Annotated in this window: 21 protein-coding genes and 1 pseudogene; 10 read left to right on the top strand and 12 right to left on the bottom strand. The window is 60.8% G+C overall.

What is annotated here, in order from left to right:
• Positions 1-5 precede the first annotated feature (5 nt).
• A complete protein-coding gene (locus NCHU2750_RS11585) occupies positions 6-947 on the bottom strand; it encodes an endonuclease/exonuclease/phosphatase family protein (protein WP_119940635.1) in 942 nt (313 codons plus the stop codon).
• A 455-nt stretch (positions 948-1,402) separates the two neighbouring features.
• Here NCHU2750_RS11585 and petA point away from each other — a divergent pair, with 455 nt between their 5' ends.
• The 6 genes from petA to pth all read left to right on the top strand — a co-directional run bounded on the left by petA (position 1,403) and on the right by pth (position 8,429).
• A complete protein-coding gene (gene petA / locus NCHU2750_RS11580) occupies positions 1,403-1,906 on the top strand; it encodes a ubiquinol-cytochrome c reductase iron-sulfur subunit (protein ID WP_502703847.1) in 504 nt (167 codons plus the stop codon).
• 11 nt (positions 1,907-1,917) lie between these two features.
• Entirely contained in the window at positions 1,918-3,210 is a 1,293-nt protein-coding gene (locus tag NCHU2750_RS11575) for a cytochrome b (protein ID WP_119940633.1), read from the top strand.
• A 25-nt stretch (positions 3,211-3,235) separates the two neighbouring features.
• Positions 3,236-4,120: a cytochrome c1 gene (locus NCHU2750_RS11570; protein ID WP_119940632.1), complete on the top strand. Its 885-nt coding sequence runs from the start codon at positions 3,236-3,238 to the stop codon at positions 4,118-4,120.
• Between the two features lie 326 nt (positions 4,121-4,446).
• Positions 4,447-6,825, top strand: coding sequence for a putative bifunctional diguanylate cyclase/phosphodiesterase (locus NCHU2750_RS11565; RefSeq protein ID WP_119940631.1), 2,379 nt, complete (start codon positions 4,447-4,449; stop codon positions 6,823-6,825).
• 57 nt (positions 6,826-6,882) lie between these two features.
• A complete protein-coding gene (locus tag NCHU2750_RS11560; protein WP_119940630.1) occupies positions 6,883-7,638 on the top strand; it encodes a substrate-binding periplasmic protein in 756 nt (251 codons plus the stop codon).
• Positions 7,639-7,697: 59 nt separating this feature from the next.
• Entirely contained in the window at positions 7,698-8,429 is a 732-nt protein-coding gene (gene pth / locus NCHU2750_RS11555) for an aminoacyl-tRNA hydrolase (RefSeq protein WP_119940629.1), read from the top strand.
• Between the two features lie 57 nt (positions 8,430-8,486).
• Here pth and clpS read toward each other — a convergent pair whose 3' ends face one another.
• From clpS to NCHU2750_RS11540, 3 genes are all read right to left on the bottom strand, one after another.
• Complete coding sequence (gene clpS / locus NCHU2750_RS11550; RefSeq protein WP_119943259.1) at positions 8,487-8,795, bottom strand: ATP-dependent Clp protease adapter ClpS; 309 nt, start codon at positions 8,793-8,795, stop codon at positions 8,487-8,489.
• A gap of 96 nt (positions 8,796-8,891) precedes the next feature.
• A complete protein-coding gene (locus NCHU2750_RS11545) occupies positions 8,892-9,290 on the bottom strand; it encodes a type II toxin-antitoxin system VapC family toxin (RefSeq protein ID WP_119940628.1) in 399 nt (132 codons plus the stop codon).
• Positions 9,280-9,546 (bottom strand): AbrB/MazE/SpoVT family DNA-binding domain-containing protein, encoded by a 267-nt coding sequence (locus NCHU2750_RS11540; protein WP_119943257.1) that lies wholly within the window; start codon positions 9,544-9,546, stop codon positions 9,280-9,282. Before NCHU2750_RS11540 ends, NCHU2750_RS11545 begins: the two co-directional genes overlap by 11 nt.
• A 147-nt stretch (positions 9,547-9,693) precedes the next feature.
• Between NCHU2750_RS11540 and ychF the strand changes: the two genes are divergently transcribed.
• The 3 genes and pseudogenes from ychF to NCHU2750_RS11525 all read left to right on the top strand — a co-directional run bounded on the left by ychF (position 9,694) and on the right by NCHU2750_RS11525 (position 11,794).
• Positions 9,694-10,797: a redox-regulated ATPase YchF gene (ychF, locus tag NCHU2750_RS11535; RefSeq protein ID WP_119940627.1), complete on the top strand. Its 1,104-nt coding sequence runs from the start codon at positions 9,694-9,696 to the stop codon at positions 10,795-10,797.
• 75 nt (positions 10,798-10,872) lie between these two features.
• Positions 10,873-11,331, top strand: coding sequence for a MaoC family dehydratase (locus NCHU2750_RS11530; protein WP_119940626.1), 459 nt, complete (start codon positions 10,873-10,875; stop codon positions 11,329-11,331).
• A pseudogene (locus tag NCHU2750_RS11525) lies at positions 11,328-11,794 on the top strand (MaoC family dehydratase). The gene NCHU2750_RS11530 and the pseudogene NCHU2750_RS11525 overlap by 4 nt, the downstream one beginning before the upstream one ends.
• Positions 11,795-11,825: 31 nt before the next feature.
• On the opposite strand, the gene NCHU2750_RS11520 reads toward NCHU2750_RS11525, so the two are convergent.
• Both NCHU2750_RS11520 and NCHU2750_RS11515 read right to left on the bottom strand, forming a co-directional pair.
• On the bottom strand, positions 11,826-12,365 hold the full coding sequence (locus NCHU2750_RS11520; protein WP_119943255.1) for an adenine phosphoribosyltransferase: 540 nt from the start codon (positions 12,363-12,365) through the stop codon (positions 11,826-11,828).
• 155 nt (positions 12,366-12,520) lie between these two features.
• The gene (locus NCHU2750_RS11515) at positions 12,521-13,135 is read right to left on the bottom strand and encodes a 50S ribosomal protein L25/general stress protein Ctc (protein WP_119940625.1); all 615 of its coding nucleotides are present in this window, start codon (positions 13,133-13,135) and stop codon (positions 12,521-12,523) included.
• A gap of 371 nt (positions 13,136-13,506) precedes the next feature.
• Here NCHU2750_RS11515 and NCHU2750_RS11510 point away from each other — a divergent pair, with 371 nt between their 5' ends.
• Complete coding sequence (locus NCHU2750_RS11510) at positions 13,507-16,296, top strand: bifunctional diguanylate cyclase/phosphodiesterase (RefSeq protein WP_119940624.1); 2,790 nt, start codon at positions 13,507-13,509, stop codon at positions 16,294-16,296.
• Positions 16,297-16,329: 33 nt separating this feature from the next.
• Here NCHU2750_RS11510 and NCHU2750_RS11505 read toward each other — a convergent pair whose 3' ends face one another.
• The 6 genes from NCHU2750_RS11505 to pgeF all read right to left on the bottom strand — a co-directional run bounded on the left by NCHU2750_RS11505 (position 16,330) and on the right by pgeF (position 21,365).
• The gene (locus NCHU2750_RS11505; protein ID WP_119940623.1) at positions 16,330-16,587 is read right to left on the bottom strand and encodes a hypothetical protein; all 258 of its coding nucleotides are present in this window, start codon (positions 16,585-16,587) and stop codon (positions 16,330-16,332) included.
• A 156-nt stretch (positions 16,588-16,743) separates the two neighbouring features.
• Complete coding sequence (locus NCHU2750_RS11500; protein ID WP_162939590.1) at positions 16,744-17,238, bottom strand: Kazal-type serine protease inhibitor domain-containing protein; 495 nt, start codon at positions 17,236-17,238, stop codon at positions 16,744-16,746.
• 99 nt (positions 17,239-17,337) lie between these two features.
• A complete protein-coding gene (locus NCHU2750_RS11495) occupies positions 17,338-18,270 on the bottom strand; it encodes a ribose-phosphate pyrophosphokinase (protein WP_119940622.1) in 933 nt (310 codons plus the stop codon).
• 140 nt (positions 18,271-18,410) lie between these two features.
• Entirely contained in the window at positions 18,411-19,334 is a 924-nt protein-coding gene (locus NCHU2750_RS11490) for a hypothetical protein (RefSeq protein ID WP_119940621.1), read from the bottom strand.
• A gap of 80 nt (positions 19,335-19,414) precedes the next feature.
• Positions 19,415-20,566, bottom strand: a complete 1,152-nt coding sequence (locus NCHU2750_RS11485) for a M24 family metallopeptidase (protein ID WP_119940620.1) — start codon at positions 20,564-20,566, stop codon at positions 19,415-19,417.
• Between the two features lies 1 nt (position 20,567).
• Positions 20,568-21,365 carry a peptidoglycan editing factor PgeF gene (gene pgeF / locus NCHU2750_RS11480; RefSeq protein ID WP_119940619.1) on the bottom strand — a complete coding sequence of 266 codons (798 nt, stop codon included), beginning with the start codon at positions 21,363-21,365 and terminating at the stop codon, positions 20,568-20,570.
• Positions 21,366-21,575: the final 210 nt, after the last annotated feature.

Raw genomic sequence — 21,575 nt, 5'->3', positions numbered from 1 at the left:
ACGCGTCATTGTCCGGTGATGGCAATATCGGCAATCAGGCCTGCATGGTTGGAGCCGTAGGCGCTGGGAAGGTTTTCGATCGACCTGATCTTCAAGGGCGCATGGACAAAGACGTGATCGATCGGCAGGCCAAGGGCGCCGAGTTCCACCGGCCATGTGGGTGGCTCCCAGGAGGCCTTTTCAAGTCCGCTCCAGGAGAGGAAAGCACGAATATTGGGCTGTAGCGAGGAAGCGTTGAAATCGCCCGAAAGAACCAGCGGGCCGGTCGTGGCGGTGATGGCGAGCGTCGCCTTGACCAGTTCGGAGGTCTGGAACTCATCGAAATAGGGTTTCGATGTGTGGATGCCGGCGACATTGATCTTGTGGCCCCTGATCTCGGTCTCGGCAAGGATGAAACGGTCGGCAAAGAGCGGTGAGAGCGACCTTGCTGCGCCATGCAGGGGCGTCTTAGACAGCATGAGCTGGTCGCAATCGGCGACCTGCACGCCGCAGCCGATCCGGTAGGGATAGGTGCGCATAAGATCGCCGATATGCGGCTGCAGCGGTTCGGCTTCCATGATGTTGACCACATCGGCGCCCGACGCAGCGATCATCTCGGCGATGGCCTGGCCGTTCGTATCATTGGACATGAGGATGTTGAAGGACAGAAGGCGGAAGCCCGGCGCGTCGGCATCGTCCGGCCCCGCCATGGCCGTCGATTGCATGTTCATCGCCACCGCATGTGCGGCAAGTGCAGCAGCCGCCACCAGCAGCAAGGCCACGATGCGGCTGCGATGCAGGAAAAAGGCAAGGAGCAGGGCGAGGATGCAGCCCACGGCTGCATGCAGCTGCAGGCTGTGGAGAATGGCAAGCGACCAGTGCGGATGGAAATAGCGGGTCGCGATGGCCAGAAGCACAAGTGACACGATGACGCATATGGCGACGGATAGGATCTGTCTTAGGGTCATGATCGGGTCCGAAGCTTTTCGTCGGGAGATGCCTTAGCATGTGCACATGTCGCTGGCAACGCAGCGTTTTTTCGATTTTTTCATGGATGGGACGCTTGATCCATGTCAAGCGTCCCGTTGATTTTGCAGGATAAATCACCTCCGCTGCATAGTGTCGCAATATTGCGTTGCAGCATCGAGCAAAATGCATGCAAAAATAGAAAACTGCTGTCTGGAAGCGGCCGCAGATCTTGCCAAGGCCGGAGTTTATCTGCGATCAAGTCATTGGTCGTGCTGGCTTGCTGGGGAATCGGTGTTCGATTTATGTTGGCAAAGGCTTAACCATGGCCATGGAGGAGGCATGCGAATGACTGGGACATTGCATGAGAGGTGGTTGAACCGTGAGTGAGCACAATCCAAACGAAGGAACGCTGAGCGAACCCACGCGCCGCGATTTCCTCTATCTGACCACCGGCATGGCCGGTGTGGTGGGTGCCGCAGCCGTTGCCTGGCCCTTTATCGACCAGATGCGTCCGGATGCGTCGACGCTGGCAATGGCCTCGATCGAGGTCAATGTCGCCGCCCTGCAGCCCGGCATGTCGCTGACGGTCAAATGGCGCGGCAAGCCTGTCTTCATCCGCAACCGCACGCCGAAGGAAGTGGAGGAGGCGAATGCCGTTCCTCTTTCCGATCTCAAGGATCCGGTTGCCCGCAACGCCAATCTGGCAGCCGATGCGGAAGCGAGTGGGGTCGATCGTTCGGCGGGAGCGGGCAAGGAGAACTGGATCGTGATGATCGGCTCCTGCACCCATCTCGGCTGTGTTCCGCTCGGACAGTCCGGCGATTTCGGCGGATGGTTCTGTCCCTGTCATGGCTCGCATTACGATACAGCGGGCCGTATCCGAAAAGGTCCTGCGCCGCAGAACCTTGCAATTCCGACATTCGCGTTCGCAAGCGACACCGTGCTCAGGATCGGGTGAGGGGCCAAGACATGAGTGGACATTCGTCTTATCAACCGTCGACGGGGATCGAACGGTGGATCGACCAGCGGCTGCCTTTGCCACGGCTGGTCTATGACAGTTTCGTCGCCTTTCCGGTGCCGAGAAATCTCAACTACGCCTATACGTTCGGCGCCATGCTGTCGGTGATGCTGGTGGTGCAGATACTGACCGGCGTCGTGCTTGCCATGCATTACGCCGCCTCGACCGGCGTTGCCTTCGATAGCGTCGAGAAGATCATGCGCGACGTCAATCATGGCTGGCTTCTGCGCTACATGCATTCCAACGGTGCATCGTTCTTCTTTATCGCGGTCTATCTGCATATCGCCCGCGGTCTCTATTACGGTTCCTACAAGGCGCCGCGCGAAATCCTCTGGATCCTCGGCGTCGTCATCTATCTGTTGATGATGGCAACCGGCTTCATGGGCTATGTTCTGCCCTGGGGGCAGATGTCCTTCTGGGGTGCAACCGTCATCACCGGGTTCTTCACCGCCTTTCCGCTGATTGGCGAGTGGATCCAGCAGTTCCTGCTCGGTGGCTTTGCCGTCGACCAGCCGACGCTGAACCGGTTCTTCGCGTTGCATTACCTGTTGCCGTTCATGATCGTCGGCGTCGTCATCCTGCATATCTGGGCGCTGCACGTCACCGGCCAGACGAACCCGACCGGCGTCGAGATCAAGAGCAAGACGGATACGGTTCCGTTCACGCCCTATGCGACGCTGAAGGATGCGTTCGGCGTGTCGATCTTCCTGATCGCCTATGCCTGGTTCATCTTCTACATGCCCAATTTCCTCGGCCATCCGGATAATTACATCCCGGCAGATGCCTTGAAGACGCCGGCGCATATCGTGCCGGAATGGTATTACCTGCCATTCTACGCGATGTTGAGGGCAATCACCTTCAATGTCGGGCCGATCGATTCAAAGCTCGGCGGCGTGCTCGTGATGTTCGGCTCGATCATCATCCTGTTCTTCCTGCCCTGGCTCGATACGTCGAAGGTCAGGTCGGCCGTCTATCGTCCCTGGTTCAAGCTGTTCTTCTGGATCTTCGTTGCCAACGCCATCCTGCTCGGCTGGCTCGGCTCGCAGCCGGCGGAGGGCGTCTTCACGACGCTGTCGCAGCTCGGAACGCTCTACTATTTCGCATTCTTCCTGGTGATCATGCCGCTTCTCGGCAAGTTCGAGACGCCGCGGCGCATACCCAACTCGATCACCGAAGCGGTGCTGGAAAAGCAGAAGCGGAAGACGAATGCGGAGCCTGCCGAGCCTTCAAAGGCTATGGTGTGAGCGCGGGGCGGAGAGGGGCAAGATCATGAAAAAGCTTGTTACAAGCATCCTGTCGCTGGCGCTTCTTGCAGGTATGGGCGTCGTGCTGGCGAATGCCCAGGAGAACAAGGAGCCGGCTGCCGGCGAAGAGGCGCATGCGGAAGGCGGCACGCCGCATTTTCCGATCAAGCATCCCAAGAATGAGGAATGGAGCTTTGCCGGCCCGTTCGGCCATTACGACAAGCAACAGCTCCAGCGTGGCCTGAAAGTCTACACGGAAGTCTGTTCCGCCTGTCACTCGATGCGGCTCGTGTCGTTCCGCACGCTCGAGGATCTTGGATATTCGGAAGCACAGGTGAAAGCCTATGCGGCCAATTACAAGGTGCAGGACGGGCCGAACGACGATGGCGAGATGTTCGAACGTGCGGCAACTCCGTCCGACTATTTCCCGCCGCCTTTCCCTAACGCACAGGCGGCGGCTGCAGCCAATAACGGGGCGGCACCCCCCGACATGTCGCTTCTGGCCAAGGCACGCGGTGTGGAGCGTGGTTTTCCACGGTTCATCTTCGACATCTTCACCCAGTATCAGGAAGGCGGGCCGGATTATATCTACTCACTGATCACCGGCTATCAGGATCCGCCGGCGGGTGTCGAAGTGCCGGAAGGCGGCCATTACAACCCTTACTTCGCCAATGCCGCCTCGCTTGCCATGGCGCCGCCGATCGCCGACGACCAGGTGACCTACGAGGATGGCTCGCCGCAGACGGTGGATCAATATGCGAAGGACGTGGCGGCGTTCCTGATGTGGACCGCCGAGCCGCATCTGGAGGAGCGCAAGCGTACCGGCTTCATGGTGATGGTGTTTCTGGTCATATTCAGCGGCCTGATCTACCTGACGAAGAAGTCGGTCTATGCCAACAAGGAGCATTGAGGGCAGCGGCAGGAGGGCGGCGGAGGCCGCCTTCCCGACATTGCGCCGAGAGCGATCTCCTCTATCCGCCGCAGGCTGACCGGGAATGAAGTGTTGCGATTAAGGTGATCCCTGCCCGGAGCAGCAGAGCCTAGATCTTCATCGCAGGATTGCGGGCTGTGCGGAGCATTGATCTAGATTTAATCCAGGTTAACGGAGATGGAATTGAGACAAACCGGTCGCAATTTCCGTTATTGAGTCAGGAAAGTTTAAAGGTTTCGATGGAAGGATAGTTCGTAGCAACGGGGTGCTATTTTAAAAGAGCAATATTGGGCCGGGGAAGACAAATGACTCATTCTGTAGAGAGTCGTTTCATTGCCATAATTTCTGGCGCGCTTCTTGTCGTCGTGGCTCCGCTTTTCACACTCTTTCTTGCTCTTTCATCGCAGCAGGCTGCCCAGGGAATCAGCGAGCATGTCGATGTGGTGATCAGCAGCAATACCCAGGCGCTCGGCAAGCCGCTCTGGGATCTCGACAGCGACAGCATTCGCCAGGTGGCGCAGATGCTGGTTGCCGATCCAATGATCCATGCGGTGCAGATCTCCGATACGACCGGCAAGCTCAACATTTTCGAGAGCGATCCGGGCCTGACGGCGGATCTTTCCGGCAATGAGGCACGCAGCCAGGCGATTGTCTACAAGTCGGTGCAGGGCCTGCGCGAAGTCGGAACGCTGACGGTCTACATTCCGGTCGCAAGCTGGTTTTCCGGCCTGCATCAATCCGAACTCGCCTTCATCTCGATTTTCATCGTCGCCATTCTCACGGTCTTCGGCGCCGCCGTTTTCGGCAACCGGATGATGGTGGTGAGGCCGCTGATGCGGCTGACCGCTGCGATCGAGGCGACCCGCCGGCTCGGTTCTCGACACCATGTCGACTGGCGCTCCAATGACGAGATGGGGCGACTGGCGAAAAGCTTCAATGAAATGCAGGCGCTGCTTGAGCGCGAAGAGCGGGAGCTGAAGCGGGCTCACCAGCAGACGATCGAAATCTACAACATGACGCCGGCCATGCTTTTCTCGCTGACGACCGGCGACACGATTGCGGCCGTCAGCGACTACTGGCTGCAGGCGACAGGCTACCGACGCGAAGACATTATCGGCCGGCATTTTCCCGATCTCGTCTACCCGGCCGACAGGCCGCTGTTTGATAAGCGCAGGCAGGCGACGGCAGGCGAGGGCATGCCGATCGAAATTACCGTCCGCTTCCTGTGCAAGGATGGCCGGCAGATGAGTGCGCTTATCGCGGAAGCCGATCTCGGTGCAGCGACCGGGCATCCCGCCGGGTCGCTGAGCGTGATGACGGACGTGACCGAACTCAAGCAGTCGGAATTGCGCAATCACCAGCAGGCGATTTCCGATCACCTGACCGGCCTGTTGAACCGGCAGGGTTTCGAAGCGGCTCTCGACCGCCACATCATCGATGCGGACCGGCTGGGAACGCGGATGGCCTGCCTGTTCGTCGATCTGGACCGGTTCAAGGCAATCAACGACAATCACGGCCATGCGGCGGGCGATCTCGTGCTGCAGGAATTCGTCACGCGGGTCCAGCCGATGTTGCGCAATGCAGATACGGTTGCCCGCCTCGGCGGCGACGAATTTGCCATCGTCATTGTCGGCGAGGATACCGAGCAGCGGAGCGGCGAGCTTTGCCAGCAGATCATGGACATGTTCGAGGCGCCGTTCCGGATAGAGGGGACGAGCGTGCGGCTGAGCGCCAGCGTCGGCGTGGCCTTCTATCCCGAACATGCATCGAGTGCGGCGGAACTGCTGCAGAAGTCGGACCTCGCCATGTATGCCCGCAAGCGCGACGGCAAGAATGGAGCAAAGGTCTATGATCCTGCCATCCTGACCAGAACGCGGGAAAAGGCGGAGATCGAAAGCGATATCGAAGTCGGGATAGCGGCCAACTGGTTCGAAGCGCATTTCCAGCCGATCGTCAGCATCGAGAGCGGCATGCCGGTCGGGTTCGAGGCGCTGATGCGTCTGCGTCACCCGCGCAAGGGCCTGTTGCCGCCGGGCCCGCTGGTCAGCGTGGCCGAGGAGAACGGTACGATCGGCGAGATCGGCAATCTCATTCTGGAAGACGCGCTGGCCAATCTCAACCGTGTCCAGCGGCTGCCAAGCCTTGGCAATGCCTATCTGGCCGTGAATTTCTCGCCGCTGCAGTTCGAGCCCGGTCTGCCCACGCGGCTCGCTGCCATGCTTGCCCATAACGGCATCACCCCAGACCGCCTCGTCGTCGAAATCACCGAAGCCGTGCTGATGCATGACGATCCGCAAATCCGTCGGGTGCTCAACGAATTGCATGATTTTGGCTGCCGGATCGCACTTGATGACTTCGGCACGGGCTATTCTTCGCTCAGCTATCTGAACCGGTTCCCCGTCGACATCGTCAAGATCGACCAGTCCTTCGTGCAGTCACTGATCGGCGGCGATACGGATGTGGAGCGCAAGAGCCGGATGCTGATCGAAGGGATCACCACCATTTCGCACAAGATGAAGTGCAAGGTGGTGGCGGAAGGCGTGGAAACGGAACAGCAGCGGCGACAGTTGATGCAGATCGGCATCGACTTCGCACAGGGCTATCATTTCTCCCGCCCACGGGAAATCAACGACCTTCTGGCAGATCTTTCGGGATCTGCGGGGATGAATTCTATAGCAAGCTGAATATTATATACTGCCGCATGTCGACAACACGCTACCAACCCCCTCGGGAGGCACGCGATGAAGACTGTTAGCATCCTCGCCGGACTTTTGCTGGCCACATCCGTGGCATCGACGGCATTCGCGCAGGCGACGATCAGCCTGACAACCGAGCAGTATCCGCCCTATATCTACCGTGATCCCGATGGGACCTATCGCGGTTCGAGTGTCGAGCAGGTGGAGGCGGTGATGCGCAAGGCGGGCATTGCCTTCACCATGGAGATCATGCCCTGGGCGCGGGCGCTGGCGCTGGCCGAGACCCAGCCGATGAGTTGCGTCTTTTCGGCGGCTCGGATCCCGAGCAGGGAAGGGCGGTTCAAATGGGTGACGCCGCTCAGTGTCAGCCGAAATTTTCTGGTCCGTAACGCGCAATCGACGGTGAATGCCACGACGATGGAGGAGGCCAAGCATTATACGATCGGCACCCATCGGGACGACTATACGGAAGCGCTGTTGCGCCAGCGGGGCTTTCCCTCGATCGACCTGAGTTCGACATTCGAGCTGACGCTCAACAAACTGCTGGAGAAACGCATCGACATGATGCCGATGTCGGAAAACGTCTACAATCAGTTGAAGACGGAGGGCAAACCGCTGGAGATAGTCGTTCTCTTCGCCGAGAACAGTTTCGGTATCGCCTGCAACAAGGAGGTGCCGGACCAGATGATCGCACAGATGCAGGACGGCCTCGATGCGCTGATCAGGGAGAAGGGCCAGGACGCGATCCTGGAGAGATACGGGCTGCAGCCGCTGCGTTTGTGGGAGAAGCTGCCACAATAAGGATTGACAGGGCCGTCATTTCGCGGTGGTGAACAAGCGCAAAAAGACGGAGATTTCCCATGCTGATCATTGCCGGTCTCGGTAACCCCGGAGCGAAATATGCCGGTAACCGGCATAATGTCGGCTTCATGGCGGTCGATGCCATCCAGCGCAGGCCGGGCTTTTCGCCGTGGTCGAAGAAATTCAAGGCGGAGATATCGGAAGGCGAAATCGCCGGCGAGAAGGTGCTGCTGATGAAGCCGCAGACCTTCATGAACCTTTCGGGAGAGGCGGTTGGCGAGGCGATGCGCTTTTACAAGCTGACACCCGCTTCCGTCATCGCCATCTATGACGAGCTCGATCTGGCGCCGGGCCGCACGCGGATCAAGACCGGCGGCGGCCATGGCGGACATAACGGTATCAAGTCGCTCGATGCCCATTGCGGCAAGGACTATCGCCGGCTGCGCATCGGCATCGGCCATCCGGGTTCCAAGGAACAGGTCCATGGCCATGTGCTGGGCGATTTCGCCAAGAGCGATCGCGTCTGGCTCGATCCGCTGATGGATGCGATCGCCGACAATGCCGACATGCTGGTGAAGGCCGAGGATTCGCAGCTGATGAACAAGCTGACGCTTGCCGTGGGTGCGAAGCCGGAGGCGGAGAAGGCAGCTAAGCCCGAGAAGGCGGCATCTGCGCCGAAACCGGCCGGCAAGTCGCATATCCATCAGGCGCGCAGCGGTGCCAAGCCGAACTTGCCGACGTCCGGGCCGATGGCGGAGATGCTGAAGAAGATGTTCGGCAACAAGGAATAGGCTGCCGCTGCATGATGCGATACGGGCCGCGGGACGGCCCGGACCGACGGAGGCCCGTCACTCTTCCGGTTCAGTGGTGAACATCAGCGGGAAGCCCGCCTCCTTGGCAAGATCGACGGCTTCCTTGGCCTTCGTTTCGGCAATGTCCTTTGTACAGACGACCACGACGCAGGAGCCGAGCCGGTGTGCGGTCATCATGATCCGCAATCCCGCGTCCTCGCTCATGCGGAAGACAGCGCGCAGCACCATGGTGACGAATTCCCGCGGGGTATAGTCGTCATTGAGCAGGATGACCTTGTAGAGCTTCGGCCGCTCCAGCTTGGGCTTGGTTTTGGTCTTTGGGGTGAGAACCGTGTTTTCGGCCATCAGCTTGACCTCCTGATGGGCCCCGTGCAGGGCGATCGATATTATCAAGTTGCATCATAATTGCGGGTTTTCAAGGCGCGGGTGAAAAGGCGCCAGTCATTGAGTATCGAGAAAGATGCTCCGCCGACCCTGGGACGAGGCTGCCGCCGCCGCTTTTCGATCAAAGGTCACAAAGACTTCGCCGCCGAGTCGCCGGCCCTGAAATTCTATCACGCCATCGGCAAAGTCGCAGCCGGCGCTGAGAAACGCAAGGCCTGCCTCCAGTGCAGCCCGGTCCGTGATGACGCGTTCATCGGCAACGAGCAGGCCGATCGCATTGACCACGTCCAATCGGGTTTTCTTGTAGACCTGGCGCAGCGCCCAGACGAATTCGCACAGGGCTACCGTTGAGATATGGATATGCTCGGCTCGCCGAAGGAGTTCCTGTGCGGCCTCCGTCTGGGCTTCGTTATCTCTGATGAAAGCGCGCACGAGGATATTCGTATCAGGGATCATCGTCCAAGCTCACCTTTCCTGCCCATCCTGCTTCTATCGCCTCCTGGATATCGCCCAGAGTGGCGCGGATATTGTAAGGATTGGAGCCTGCGCGGAAAAAATCTTCGATACTGCCTTTCGGGACGCTGCGAAGACCTGCCCCTTTCCGGGGTAGAAGATCGACGTCGATCTCGTCGCCGGGCTTTATCCCAAGGTGATCGAGGACCTCCTTTTTCAAGGTGATCTGGCCTTTTGCCGTTACCTTCAGTCTCACCATGATGAACTCCTTCATCGTTAAAGTAAGGCAGATCTGCCTTACCTTCAAGCGAGTGCATCCGAGTGGTCGGGGGCCCAAGCCTTGACCCGAAGGGCAGTTTCGCCCATAGCGACTGCAAACTCGGTTAAACGATAGGTTTCATCCCCGATGGGCTTCAAATGCGGTATCGTCGGACTGCCCAATGTCGGCAAGTCCACTCTCTTCAACGCGCTGACCAAGACGGCTGCCGCACAGGCTGCGAACTATCCGTTCTGCACGATCGAGCCGAATACCGGTGAAGTCGCGGTTCCGGATCCGCGCATGCAGCAGCTCGCCACGATTGCCGGCTCGAAGGAAATCATTCCGACCCGCATCTCCTTCGTCGACATTGCCGGCCTGGTGCGCGGCGCATCGAAGGGCGAAGGCCTCGGCAACAAGTTCCTCGCCAATATCCGCGAAGTCGATGCCGTCGTGCATGTGCTGCGCTGCTTCGAGGATGACGACATCACCCATGTCGAGGGTCGCATCAACCCGGTCGGCGATGCCGAGACGATCGAGACCGAGCTGATGCTCGCCGATCTCGAAAGCCTGGAGCGCCGCGTCGAGCAGACCCGCAAGCGCGCCACCGGCAAGGACAAGGATTCGATCGCCCAGCTTCCGGTCATGGAAGAGGTGATCAAGCTTTTGAACAACGGCAAGCCGGCCCGCCTGCTGCTCAAGACGCTGTCGCCGGAAGATATCGAGATCCTAAAGGGGCTCAATCTCCTGACCTCGCATCCGGTGCTTTACGTCTGCAACGTCGCCGAGGGCGACGCGGTCGACGGCAACGAGCATACCAAGGCGGTTGCCGCCATGGCCAAGGAGCAGGGCGCCGAATGCGTCATCATCTCGGCCGCCATCGAGGCCGAAGTCGCGCAGCTTCCGGAAGAGGAAGCCAAGGAATTCCTCGGTGCGCTGGGCCTTGAAGAGGCCGGTCTCGACCGCCTGATCCGCGCCGGCTATCACCTGCTCGACCTGATTACCTATTTCACCGTCGGCCCGAAGGAAACGCGTGCCTGGACCATCCGGCGGGGCACCAAGGCGCCGCAGGCGGCCGGTGTCATCCATACGGATTTCGAGCGTGGCTTCATCCGCGCCTTCACCATCGGCTTCGACGACTATATCGCCTACAAGGGCGAAGTCGGGGCCAAGGAAGCCGGCAAGGGCCGCGACGAAGGCAAGGAATATGTCGTGCATGACGGCGACGTCATCCACTTCCGTTTCAATACGTAAGTCCATAAGCTGAGCCACGGCGAGATCGGCCTGCCGATTTCGCCGTGGGTGCATTCGAACGCGGGGAGGCGTCGCATGCTGTATTTTGAGGATTTTGCGCCGGGCCGCGTCCTGCCGCTTGCATCGCATCACATGACTGTCGAGGAGATGGTCGAATTCGCGGCGGAGTTCGATCCGCAGCCGATGCATCTCGACGAGAAGGCGGGCAAGGCGAGCATACTCGGCGGGCTTGCCGCATCCGGATGGCTGACGGCGAGCCTGTTCATGCGAATGATGTATGACGGGTGGCTGGCAAATTCCTCGTCGGAAGGCTCCCCGGGCATCGATTTCATGGATTGGAAGAGGCCGGTCTTTGCCGGCGACACGCTGTCCGGCCGGTCGACGGTCGCCGAGGCGAGGGCGCTGCGCTCGCGGCCCGGAATAGGGCTCGTCAAGTTTCTGCACGAGGTGGAGAACCAGCGCGGCGAGGTGGTGATGCGGGGGGAGAACCCGATCATGTTCCGCACCCGCCAGATCGAGGGAGCCGCGGCATGAAGCTCCAGGAACTTTCACCGCCGGGCATCAGGGTCGTCACCGGCTCGCTTCTGTTCACCGCCGAAGAGATCATTGCTTTTGCGACGAAATTCGATCCGCAGCCGTTCCACACGGATGCCGAGGCGGCGAAGAACTATGTCTTCGGCGGGCTCGTGCCTCCGGCTGGCATACCTGCGCCGGCTGGATGAAGACCTTTGTCACCTATTGGGGCAAGGAACAGGCCCGGCTTCTTGCCGGCAGCCTCGTGCCTCCGAAGCTCGGGCCGTCGCCGGGTTTCAAGAAGCTGCAGTGGCTGAGACCGGTCTATGCCGGCGACACCGTCACCTATTCGGTGACGCTTGTCGAAAGCCGACCGCTGGCGTCACGGCCGGGCACGATGCTGCATGTGATCGCCAATGAGGGCGTCAACCAGAGAGGCGAGGCCGTTCTCAGCTTCGAGGGCAGCGTGCTGGAATTCGACTGAAATCGGGGCCATGGCCCCGATTGGAACAGGCTCAGTGGCCGGAGAATTCGACCAGGGTGCGCACGTCGACGCCGAGCGCCTCCAGCTTCCTGCGGCCGCCGAGATCCGGCAGGTCAATGACGAAGCAGGCGGAAACCACTTTCGCGCCGATCTGGCGCAGAAGCTGCACTGCACCCACGGCCGTGCCACCGGTGGCAATCAGGTCGTCGCAGAGGATAACCTCCTCGCCCGGCTTCACCGCGTCGACATGGATTTCCATCTCGTCGGTGCCGTATTCCAGGGAATAGGACATGCTGACGGTGCGGTAGGGCAGCTTCCCCTTCTTGCGGATCGGTACGAAACCGGCGGAAAGCTGGTGCGCCATCGCGCCGCCCAGAATGAAGCCGCGCGCTTCCATGCCGGCAATCTTGTCGATGCCGAGCCCCTTGTAGGGCTCTACCAGTTCATCGACGGCCTGGCGGAAGGCAACCGGATCGCCGAGCAGTGTGGTGATGTCGCGAAAGATGATGCCAGGCTTCGGGTAATCCGGGATGGAGCGGATGGCGGCGGCGAGGTCTGGTGTCTTTGTCATGGAGGAACCGGAAATGTTCGTGTTGATGGCGACAGCCATTGTTGTGACGGGCCGCCCTCTGGACGGGCAGGGCCGAAGCTTATCGGCTCAGCTGAAAGATCCAAATAGAAAAGCCCGGCGGTGCCGGGCTTTTCCGAGTGTCGATGAAGACGCTCTTATTCTTCGGTCGCAGCAGCGGCCGGGGCAATTTCTTCTTCGGCAACGCCGGCTGCCGGAGCAACGACGGTGGCGATGGTGAAATCGCGATCGGTGATGACCGGGCGAACGCCCTTCGGCAGCTTGACTGCAGAAATGTGCAGGCTGTCGCCGATCTTGGCGCCGTCGAGATCGACGGTGATGAATTCCGGAATGGCATCAGCCGGGCAATGCAGTTCAACCGTGTGGCGGACGACGTTGAGAACGCCACCCTGCTTGATGGCCGACTTGTCTTCGTTGACGAAGTGAACCGGAACGTCAACGTTGACTTCGGTGTTGCCGGAGACGCGCAGGAAGTCGACGTGCAACGTGAAGTCACGTACCGGATCCAGCTGGTAGTCTTTCGGCAGGACCTTGATCTTCTTGCCATCGACTTCGATGGTCGCAATCGTCGTCATGAAACCGCCAGCGTGAATACGCTTGGTGACCTCATTGGTGTTGAGGACGATAGAAATCGGGGGCTGCTTGTCACCATAGATGACTGCAGGGATAGAACCGTTGCGGCGAAGTTCACGGGCGGACCCCTTACCAACCCGTTCGCGCGCCTCGGCCTTGAGCACGTAGCTTTCGCTCATGGCATTTCCTTTCGAGGTTATTTGGAGAGTTCCTGCCGATCCACCTGGGTCAGTCGGAACTGGAGGCATCTTTTGAATGGCTCCATCCGCGTTGCCTCCAAGGGTGTCTACGCGGACGCGGACCCTATAATACAAGGCGCGGCCTCAGGCAAGTGCGGCATCGGCTGCGCCGTCAACTGTTCCGTGTCTGTCTTCTACAGCCTGATGGTGCGTTGCCAATCCCCTGAAATACTCTGGGTAGGCAAGGATTTCATTCCCGTTAATCACGCTATCTGCTTATCGTCTAAGAAAGCGACAGCTCAGGCAGGTATGCAGACATTGTTAACGCGGGGCCGTCACTAGCAAGTACTGCTTCAGGGAAACTAGTTTGAATGCATCGCGTCGTCACCTGCCTGGTTTATGAACATAACCTCCCGCTCGTTCTGGTGGCCGGGATACTCTGCCTGCTTGCGAACCTGGCTACCGTCGCGTTCATCGGGCGTTCGAGGGAGGCGACAGGCCTTGCCCGGCCTGTCTGGGCGATGGTGGCCGGGGGCGCCGGTGGATTCGGCATATGGGCCACGCATTTCGTGGCGATGCTTGCCTATGATCCAGGCTTTGCCTTTCGTTTCGATCCCTCCCTGACGCTGGTCTCGCTCGGCCTTGCCTTCGTGACGACCTTTTCGGCGGTCAGCCTCATGGTTGCCATGCCGAACCGCGGCGGTGCTCTCGCTGCCGGCCTTGTCTTCGGTGCCGGCGTGTCCTGCATGCATTTCACCGGCATGTCGGCGATCGAGGTCGGCGGCAGCATCGTCTGGTCACGCCCGCTGGTGATCGTGGCGATCTCCGCGGCTATGGTGATGTCGCCTGGCGCGTTCATGCTGGTGCTGCGCAAGGGCAATGGCGCCATGCTGCTTGCTGCAACCACTCTGGCCCTTGCGATCGTCTCCATGCATTTCATCGCCATGGGGGCTGCCACGCTGGTACCTGATCTCTCGTCGTCCATCGATGTCGGCTCTCTGTCGAAGCCGCTGATGTTGTCGACGATCATTGCCGTCTCGCTTTCTCTTCTCGGATCGGGCATTGCTGCGGCTTTGATGTCCACGCGCGCGGCCCGCAAGTCGCGGGCGAGCGAGCGGGATTTCCAGCTTCTGGTCCGCGGCGTGACCGATTACGCCATCTACATGCTTGACCCGACCGGCATCGTGACGAACTGGAATGCCGGTGCCGAACGCGCCAAGGGCTATACCGCCAAGGACATCGTCGGGCAGAATTTCGCCCGCTTCTATCCGCGCGAAGAGCAGGAACGTGGAGCGCCCGAAAAGGCACTGAGGACCGCCTACGAGACCGGTCGCTTCGAGGCTGAGGGCAAGCGCTACCGCAAGGACGGCAGCTGGTTCTGGGCCCATGTGGTTATCCAGCCTGTGCGCGACGACAACGGTCTGCTGGTCGGTTACGCCAAGATCACCCGTGACATCACGCGCCAGAAGGAAGACAGCGAACGTATCGCCGCCGTCAGCCGTACTCTCGATCTTGCGCTCGAGAACATGAGCCAGGGATTGTGCCTTTTCGATCGCGACGAAAAGCTGATGCTGTGCAACCAGCGTTACCGGGACATGTTCGGCTTTCCCGAAGGCTTCATCGTGCCCGGTCTTTCCTGCCGGGAATTGACGCATAAGGGATTCGAGATTGCCTGCAACGGCGATCCGGACGCGGCGTCCCTGGCCGAGCAGAGTTACCAGCGTTACATCAAGGCGATGAAGTCGGGTCAGCGCAGCCTTCTGCATCGCATGCAGGACGGGCGGATGATCCGCACGGCCATCAGCCTTCTGGCCGAGGGTGGATGGGTTGCCACGTTCGAGGATATCAGCGACCAGGTCCGTTCCGAGGAGCGGATCGCTTTCATGGCGCGGCACGACGGCCTGACCCAGCTTCCCAATCGCTCCGCCTTCATGAGCCATCTGGAATCCGAGGTCCAGCGCGCCGAGCGCAGCCACGACCAGCTGGCCGTTATCGGTATCGACCTCAACAAGTTCAAGCAGATCAACGATCAGCTGGGACATGCGGTCGGCGATCAGGTGCTGAAGGAAATCGCCCGGCGCATGATGGAGATGCTGGGGCCGAACGAAATTTTCGCCCGCTTTGGCGGCGACGAGTTCGTGGCGGCGAAGCGATATGGCGACATCAACGATGTGCAGGCCTTCATCGACCGGATGATGGCGGAGCTCAACCGCCCGATCGATATCGAGGGCAACCGGGTCATTCCCGGCGCCAGCATGGGTGTGGCGCTCTATCCGCATGACGGGCAGACGCCGGAAGCGCTGATCGCCAATGCAGACCTTGCCATGTATCGCGCCAAGGGGTCGCTCTCGCACCAGGTTTGCTTCTACGACATGCAGATGGACGAGGCTGCGCGCGATCGGTCGAAGATGGCCAAGGAATTGTGGGCAGCGGTGGAAGCCAAGCAGTTCCACCTGCATTACCAGGTGCAGAAATCCGTCTCGACGGGAGAGATCACCGGTTACGAGGTGCTGTTGCGCTGGCGCCATCCGGAACGGGGCGAGGTGTCCCCCGCCGACTTCATTCCGATTGCCGAGGAATGCGGGGCCATTTTGCCGATCGGCGAATGGGTGCTGCGGGAAGCCTGCCGCGAGGCTGCCGCCTGGCCGGTAGACCACAAGGTTGCGGTCAATCTGTCGCCGGTGCAGATCGCCCATGTCGACATGCCGACGCTCGTTCACTCCGTGCTTGTCGAGACCGGGATGAAGCCGTCTCGGCTGGAACTGGAGATCACCGAAACTTCCATCTTCAGCGACAAGCAGCGCGCGCTGCATGCCTTGAGGGCGATCAAGGCGCTTGGCGTGTCGATCGCGATCGACGACTTCGGCACCGGCTATTCGTCGCTGGAGACGCTGCAGTCCTTCCCGTTCGACAAGATCAAGCTCGACCGCAGCTTCCTTGCCGATGTCGAGCAGAGCGAGGAGGCCAAGGCGATGGTGCGGGCCATCCTGGCGCTCGGACAGGGGCTTCGCATTCCCGTGCTTGCCGAAGGCGTGGAGACGCTGGATCAGCTGCATATCCTGCAGCAGGAAGGCTGCCACGAGGCGCAGGGCTATTTCCTCGGCCGCCCGATGCCGATGGGCCAGCAGATCGACGGTGTGAAGATCACAAACGCAGCCTGAACCGCGTTCGGCCTGCCGTGGACGATCGCTCGCTCAGCGGCGGGCTTCGCCGCCGGGCGCATAGACCGTCTTCTGCTCGAAACGGAACTTGAAGCCGCAATCGCCGCAACGGACCATGTACTTCTTCGGATCGGTCGAGGCGAATTCGGTGCGGAAGCTCTTCGGCAATTCGTCGATACGGAAATCGCGGCTGGCGGCGCGCTTGTCGTCGTTCTCCGAGACCTCGGCAAAACCGGTATTGCCGCATTGCGAACATTCGAGCTTTCGTGAATAGCGGTCGCGAGCGGCCATGCGGAACTCCTTGGACGATATCCAACCTACATAGGCAAGGGTTCAGCCGAATGCAAAACGCCGGGAGGTTATCCCGGCGCTCAGCCAATGCGTTATCCACCGAAACCGGAGGCCATCGGGCTGGGTCCTATCCTAGGGGCCCTATCCGCGAGGCACCTATCCTCGGGGGCATTGTCCCGACGCGATGATGCCGGCGCCCGCCCTCTCTGCCTCGCAGGCATTCGGGAAGGTCTGCATGCCGCGTCCGGCGCGTGCGCAGACGGGGCGATATTCGCGGGTGCAGGCGCCACCCATATCAGGTCTGTCCGGCCTGCCGGGGCGATCCCAGTCGGGCCTGTCTGGTCTGCCCGGTCGATCCGGCCGATCCGGGCGGCCGGGTGGCGGAGTGATGCCGGGGCCGCGGCATTCGCCGGAGCTGACGATGCGGAAGCCGCGGGCGTCGGCCTGGCAGGCATTGCCGAAGGTTTCGAAGCGGCCGCCGCGCTCGCCGCAGACCGGGCGGTAATCCATCGTACACATCTGCGGCTGCGGTCTCGGCGGCGGCCGGTAGCCACCCGGTCCCGAGGGCGGGCCATCCTCGACGCAGGCCGAAAGAACCGGCAAAAGAATGAGAAGCGGCAGCTTGTTGAAATGGCTGGAAATGAAAGACATCGCGAATCCTCCCTGTCTTTCAGCAGAACCTAAAGCATCGGGCCGAAAATCGAAAACGACTTTCGGCCCGATCAGAGATTGCAGTGATGCGCTATCGGTTTAGTCGAACAGGCTGGAGACGGAGGATTCCATAGCCGTGCGGTTGATCGCCTCGCCGAGCAGGCTCGCCGTGGTGATGACGCGGATATTGTGCGCCGACTGGACTGCCGTCGTCGGCTGGATGCTGTCGGTGATCACCAGTTCCTTCAGCATCGAAGAGGTGATGCGGGTCACCGCGCCACCGGAGAGGACGCCGTGGGTGATATAGGCGGTGACGCTGGTGGCGCCGTTCTTCAGCAGGGCTTCTGCTGCATTGCAGAGCGTGCCGCCCGAATCGACGATATCGTCGATCAGCAGACAGTCCTTGCCGGTCACGTCGCCGATGACGTTCATCACTTCCGATTCACCGGCGCGTTCGCGGCGCTTGTCGACGATCGCAAGCTGGCTGCCGAGGCGCTTGGCGAGCGAGCGGGCGCGAACCACGCCGCCGACGTCGGGAGAGACGACCATGACGTTCTTCAGGTCGTAATGTTCCTTTACGTCGCGGGCGAGGATCGGCACGGCGTAGAGGTTGTCGGTCGGGATATCGAAGAAGCCCTGGATCTGGTCGGCATGCAGGTCGAGCGTCATGACGCGGTTGGCGCCGGCCTCGGTGATCAGGTTGGCAACGAGCTTGGCCGAGATCGGCGTACGCGGGCCTGCCTTGCGGTCCTGCCTTGCATAGCCGAAATAGGGAAGAACCGCGGTGATGCGTCTGGCCGATGCGCGTCTGAACGCATCGATCATGATCAACAGTTCCATGAGATGGTCGTTGGTCGGGAAAGAGGTGGACTGGATGACGAAAATGTCTTCCCCGCGCACGTTTTCCTGAATTTCAACGAAGATTTCCTGGTCTGCAAATCGCCTTACGCTGGCTTTTCCGACAGGAACATTGAGATAGCTGCAGATCGCGTCGGCCAGATGCCGGTTCGAATTGCCTGCGAAAACCTTCATTTCGGTCCGCCCGTTTTTAAGCTGGATGGCGGCCTTTTACCGCCGCTGCCCCCGATTGCAAGCCCGTTTTCGATATGCACACGGTTTTTATGAATGAACTGTGACCTTGACCGCCCGCGCAGGCTGCAAAATCACCTCATTCAGTGCCCGCGGCGCCAGTTTGCGTACTCCGTTATCGTCTTTTTGGCGATCGACTGCATCAGCTCCGGCGACACTGCGTCCCAGGGGTCGGAACCGGCCGAGGGCATGGTTTCCTGCCCCTGAAAACGGTTCAGCCTGCCGCCGGCATTGTCGAGCACGTCCCAGACATAGGCCATGGTCACCTTGTCGCCGTCGAGCTTGGCGGAGAAATAGCCCTTGAGGATCTGGTCGGCGGTGGCGTCACCCGAGGGCCGGATCGTCAGGCCGGCTGCGCGGGCTGAAGCCGCCAGCTGGCGCGACAGCGGCGTGACGGCCTGAACCGGGGCGCCGATGATCGGCAGGAAGCGGATCGTTTGCGCGCCATTGGCGGCTTGCTGGCCCGATGGCGGCGGGGAGGAGCCGGGCATCTGGCCTGCCTGTTGCCCGTCCGGCGCCTGCTGGTCGTCCTGGACCTGACGGCCACCGGGATCGTTGCCCTGCCATTGCGGTGGCGGGCCGGAGGAGGCGGGCGAAACGGAGGCGCCGTCGGCGAGCGCCTGTGCCTGCCCGCCAAGCGTGTCGCTGGCGCCGGGCTGGCCATTGTTGTCGGGTGCTCCTGAAGGGGCCGACATTGCCGATTGAACAGACATGCCCGATGAGCCGGACGGTCCCGATTGCGTCGGCAGGCCGGATGGGCCCTGGAAACCGGATGTTTCGGTCGGAGAGCCGCCGGGTGCGGCAAGCGGTGCGGACTGGACGGTTTCGATATCCTCGCTGCGGGCCGCCATGCGGGCGGTATCGTCCTGGGTGACCGGTGATGAGGACGGGTAGCTGCCGCCGCCGACATCCACCTGCGGCGTCAGGGCGTCCGTGGTGTTGCAGGCGGAAAGTCCGAGGCAGAGAGCGAATGTCGCGACGAGGTACCATGGTTTCGATCGCCGCACGCATTCATCTCCTGACTATTGCCTTGTTGCGCGAACTTAGGGTCGCGCTTTCGGGGGTGTCAATCATTGCTGCGATCCGCTCAGGACACAATCAGGTCAAGTCCCCGGCGCGACAGCGGCTGAGGGGCGCCTTCCGTCGTCAGGTAGGTATGGCCGAGCGTCATTGCCGTGCCGGTGTCGGAATCCATGATGATCATGTGGACGAAGAGCGTCATGTCGGCCGTGATTTCCTGCGGATTGCCGACATGGAACATCTGGTGCTCCATCCAGGACGGCGAGAAGCGGGCGCCGAGCGAATAACCGCAGGCATTCAGCCGATGGCGGGACAGGCCGCGTTCGTCGAGAATGCGCGCATGGGTGTCGAAGACATCGCCGAAGACGTGGCCGGGCCGTAGCACTTCCTCGATCGCCTGGACGGTTTCGAGGCAGGCCTTGTAGAGTTCGCGGTGACGCAGCGACGGTTCGCCGATAATCACCGTGCGCATCATCGCGGCATGATAGTGGGCGGAGGCGCCGGCCCATTCGAGCGTCAGCTGGTCATTTGTCTCGAGCGTCCGGCGTCCGGACTTGTAGCGGCAGAGAAGCGCATCCTCGCCGGAGCCGATGATGAATTCGTTGGCGGGATAGTCTCCACCCCTGGCAAGGATGGTGCCCTGCATGGCGGCAAGGATGCCGGCCTCGCTGGCGCCGGCCATGATCAGCGGCAGGGCGGCATCGAGGGCATCGTCGGCGAGTTCGGCAGCATGCCGGGCATAGGCGATCTCGGCAGGGCTCTTGATCAGGCGGAGATTGCTGACCAGGTAGGATGCGTCGATCAGCTGGCCGAAGGTGGAGAGCTGGTGGTCGAACAGCCGCGCGACGCGACCGGTCATGCCGTGGGTGTCGTATTCGACGCCGATTTTCGCGCCGAGCAGATCCATGTCGCTCAGGAGGTTCTTGAGGTCCAGCGTCGGATCGGCATTCACGCGGTCGACCCAGACGGTGATGTTTTCAAGGACCGAGGTCTGGCGTGCCTGCCGCAGGTCTGCCGAGCGGGTGAGAAGCGTCATGGAGCCATCGGCCCTGACGATCAGCGTCTGGAAGAAACAATAGCCGAACGTGTCGTAGCCGGTGAGCCAATACATGCTCTCCTGGGCAAACAAGAGAAGCGCATCGAGCTTCTGTTCCTGCATGGCTGCCAGAAGCCGGTTCAGGCGGGCGGCATATTCCTCACGCTCGAAATGCAGGGCCATGTCAGTCCTCCCGGATTGCGATTGCTGAAATCTGGCGGCCGTAATCCGGCTCTTTGGCATGGGTGGTGCGGCGATAGGAATAAAAGCGCTCAGGATCGGAATAGGTGTCGATATTCAGGTTTTCGGCCCGCACGCCGGCGTCGGTCAGGCGCCTGATGGTGAGCGAGGGAAGATCGAACATCGCATGGCCGGGCTTTTCCGAGGGCTTGAAGAAAATCTCGTAAGCCGGGTCGGTCGCCTTGAAATTGGCGACGAATTCCGGTCCGACCTCATAGCTTTTCGGTCCGATCGACGGGCCGAGCACGGCCACGATCCTGTCGCGCTCGGCGCCGAGCGAGACCATCTTGTCGATGGTGTTTTCCAATACGCCGTGAAGCGCGCCCTTCCAGCCAGCATGGGCAGCGCCGATTACGCCGTTTGCCGCATCGGCAAACAGGACCGGGCCGCAATCGGCCGACAGCACGCCGATCACCACGCCGGGGATTTTCGTTACCATAGCGTCGGCCTTGGGGCGATCGCCGGCAGCGGCGATCTCGTCGATCACCACGACATCGGGGGAATGGACCTGATGGACGGTGGCGAGGCGCTCCAGCGGCAGGTCGAACCATGCGGCGACGCGGTTGCGGTTTTCGGTCACCTTCTCGCGCTCGTCGTCCGAGCCGATGCCGACATTCAGCCCGGCATAGATGCCTTCGGAAACACCGCCTTCACGGGTGAAAAAGCCATGCCGGATGCGTGCCCCGGTGTTTTCCAAGAGCAGCGAGCTTTTGATCGGCAGCGGAAGTCCATGTCCCGACATTTGCGTCCATCCTGTTGATTTTAAAAGGCAAAGCCCGCGAATGCTTCGGTTCTGGTCGAGGCGAGATTGGCGCAGGCCGTGGGGTGATGTCAATCGGGGTGTGGAGGGGAGTGTGCCGTCAGGTGAAACCACAAGGCATTCCCCTCACCAACAAAATCCAAGACCTAGCTTTGCTAAGATCTTGATTTTGTAACCTCTCCCGCAAGGGGA

The sequence above is a fragment of the Neorhizobium sp. NCHU2750 genome (assembly GCF_003597675.1).
In the GTDB taxonomy this organism is placed as follows: Bacteria; Pseudomonadota; Alphaproteobacteria; order Rhizobiales; family Rhizobiaceae; genus Neorhizobium.
Note: the sequence above shows the minus strand (reverse complement) of the source record. Positions and strands in the feature narration are given on the sequence as shown.

Bases quoted from the DNA above. Each gene is read 5' to 3' on its own strand.
- NCHU2750_RS11545 (WP_119940628.1), bottom strand. From the start codon at position 9,290: ATGATCCCTGATACGAATATCCTCGTGCGCGCTTTCATCAGAGATAAC.
- NCHU2750_RS11505 (WP_119940623.1), bottom strand. From the start codon at position 16,587: ATGGCCGCTCGCGACCGCTATTCACGAAAGCTCGAATGTTCGCAATGC.
- NCHU2750_RS11575 (WP_119940633.1), top strand. From the start codon at position 1,918: ATGAGTGGACATTCGTCTTATCAACCGTCGACGGGGATCGAACGGTGG.
- pgeF (WP_119940619.1), bottom strand. From the start codon at position 21,365: ATGTCGGGACATGGACTTCCGCTGCCGATCAAAAGCTCGCTGCTCTTG.
- pth (WP_119940629.1), top strand. From the start codon at position 7,698: ATGCTGATCATTGCCGGTCTCGGTAACCCCGGAGCGAAATATGCCGGT.
- NCHU2750_RS11530 (WP_119940626.1), top strand. From the start codon at position 10,873: ATGCTGTATTTTGAGGATTTTGCGCCGGGCCGCGTCCTGCCGCTTGCA.
- NCHU2750_RS11585 (WP_119940635.1), bottom strand. From the start codon at position 947: ATGACCCTAAGACAGATCCTATCCGTCGCCATATGCGTCATCGTGTCA.
- NCHU2750_RS11570 (WP_119940632.1), top strand. From the start codon at position 3,236: ATGAAAAAGCTTGTTACAAGCATCCTGTCGCTGGCGCTTCTTGCAGGT.
- NCHU2750_RS11560 (WP_119940630.1), top strand. From the start codon at position 6,883: ATGAAGACTGTTAGCATCCTCGCCGGACTTTTGCTGGCCACATCCGTG.
- NCHU2750_RS11495 (WP_119940622.1), bottom strand. From the start codon at position 18,270: ATGAAGGTTTTCGCAGGCAATTCGAACCGGCATCTGGCCGACGCGATC.
- NCHU2750_RS11565 (WP_119940631.1), top strand. From the start codon at position 4,447: ATGACTCATTCTGTAGAGAGTCGTTTCATTGCCATAATTTCTGGCGCG.
- NCHU2750_RS11500 (WP_162939590.1), bottom strand. From the start codon at position 17,238: ATGTCTTTCATTTCCAGCCATTTCAACAAGCTGCCGCTTCTCATTCTT.
- NCHU2750_RS11515 (WP_119940625.1), bottom strand. From the start codon at position 13,135: ATGAGCGAAAGCTACGTGCTCAAGGCCGAGGCGCGCGAACGGGTTGGT.
- NCHU2750_RS11510 (WP_119940624.1), top strand. From the start codon at position 13,507: ATGCATCGCGTCGTCACCTGCCTGGTTTATGAACATAACCTCCCGCTC.
- clpS (WP_119943259.1), bottom strand. From the start codon at position 8,795: ATGGCCGAAAACACGGTTCTCACCCCAAAGACCAAAACCAAGCCCAAG.
- NCHU2750_RS11485 (WP_119940620.1), bottom strand. From the start codon at position 20,566: ATGGCCCTGCATTTCGAGCGTGAGGAATATGCCGCCCGCCTGAACCGG.
- ychF (WP_119940627.1), top strand. From the start codon at position 9,694: ATGGGCTTCAAATGCGGTATCGTCGGACTGCCCAATGTCGGCAAGTCC.
- NCHU2750_RS11520 (WP_119943255.1), bottom strand. From the start codon at position 12,365: ATGACAAAGACACCAGACCTCGCCGCCGCCATCCGCTCCATCCCGGAT.
- NCHU2750_RS11540 (WP_119943257.1), bottom strand. From the start codon at position 9,546: ATGGTGAGACTGAAGGTAACGGCAAAAGGCCAGATCACCTTGAAAAAG.
- petA (WP_502703847.1), top strand. From the start codon at position 1,403: ATGGCCGGTGTGGTGGGTGCCGCAGCCGTTGCCTGGCCCTTTATCGAC.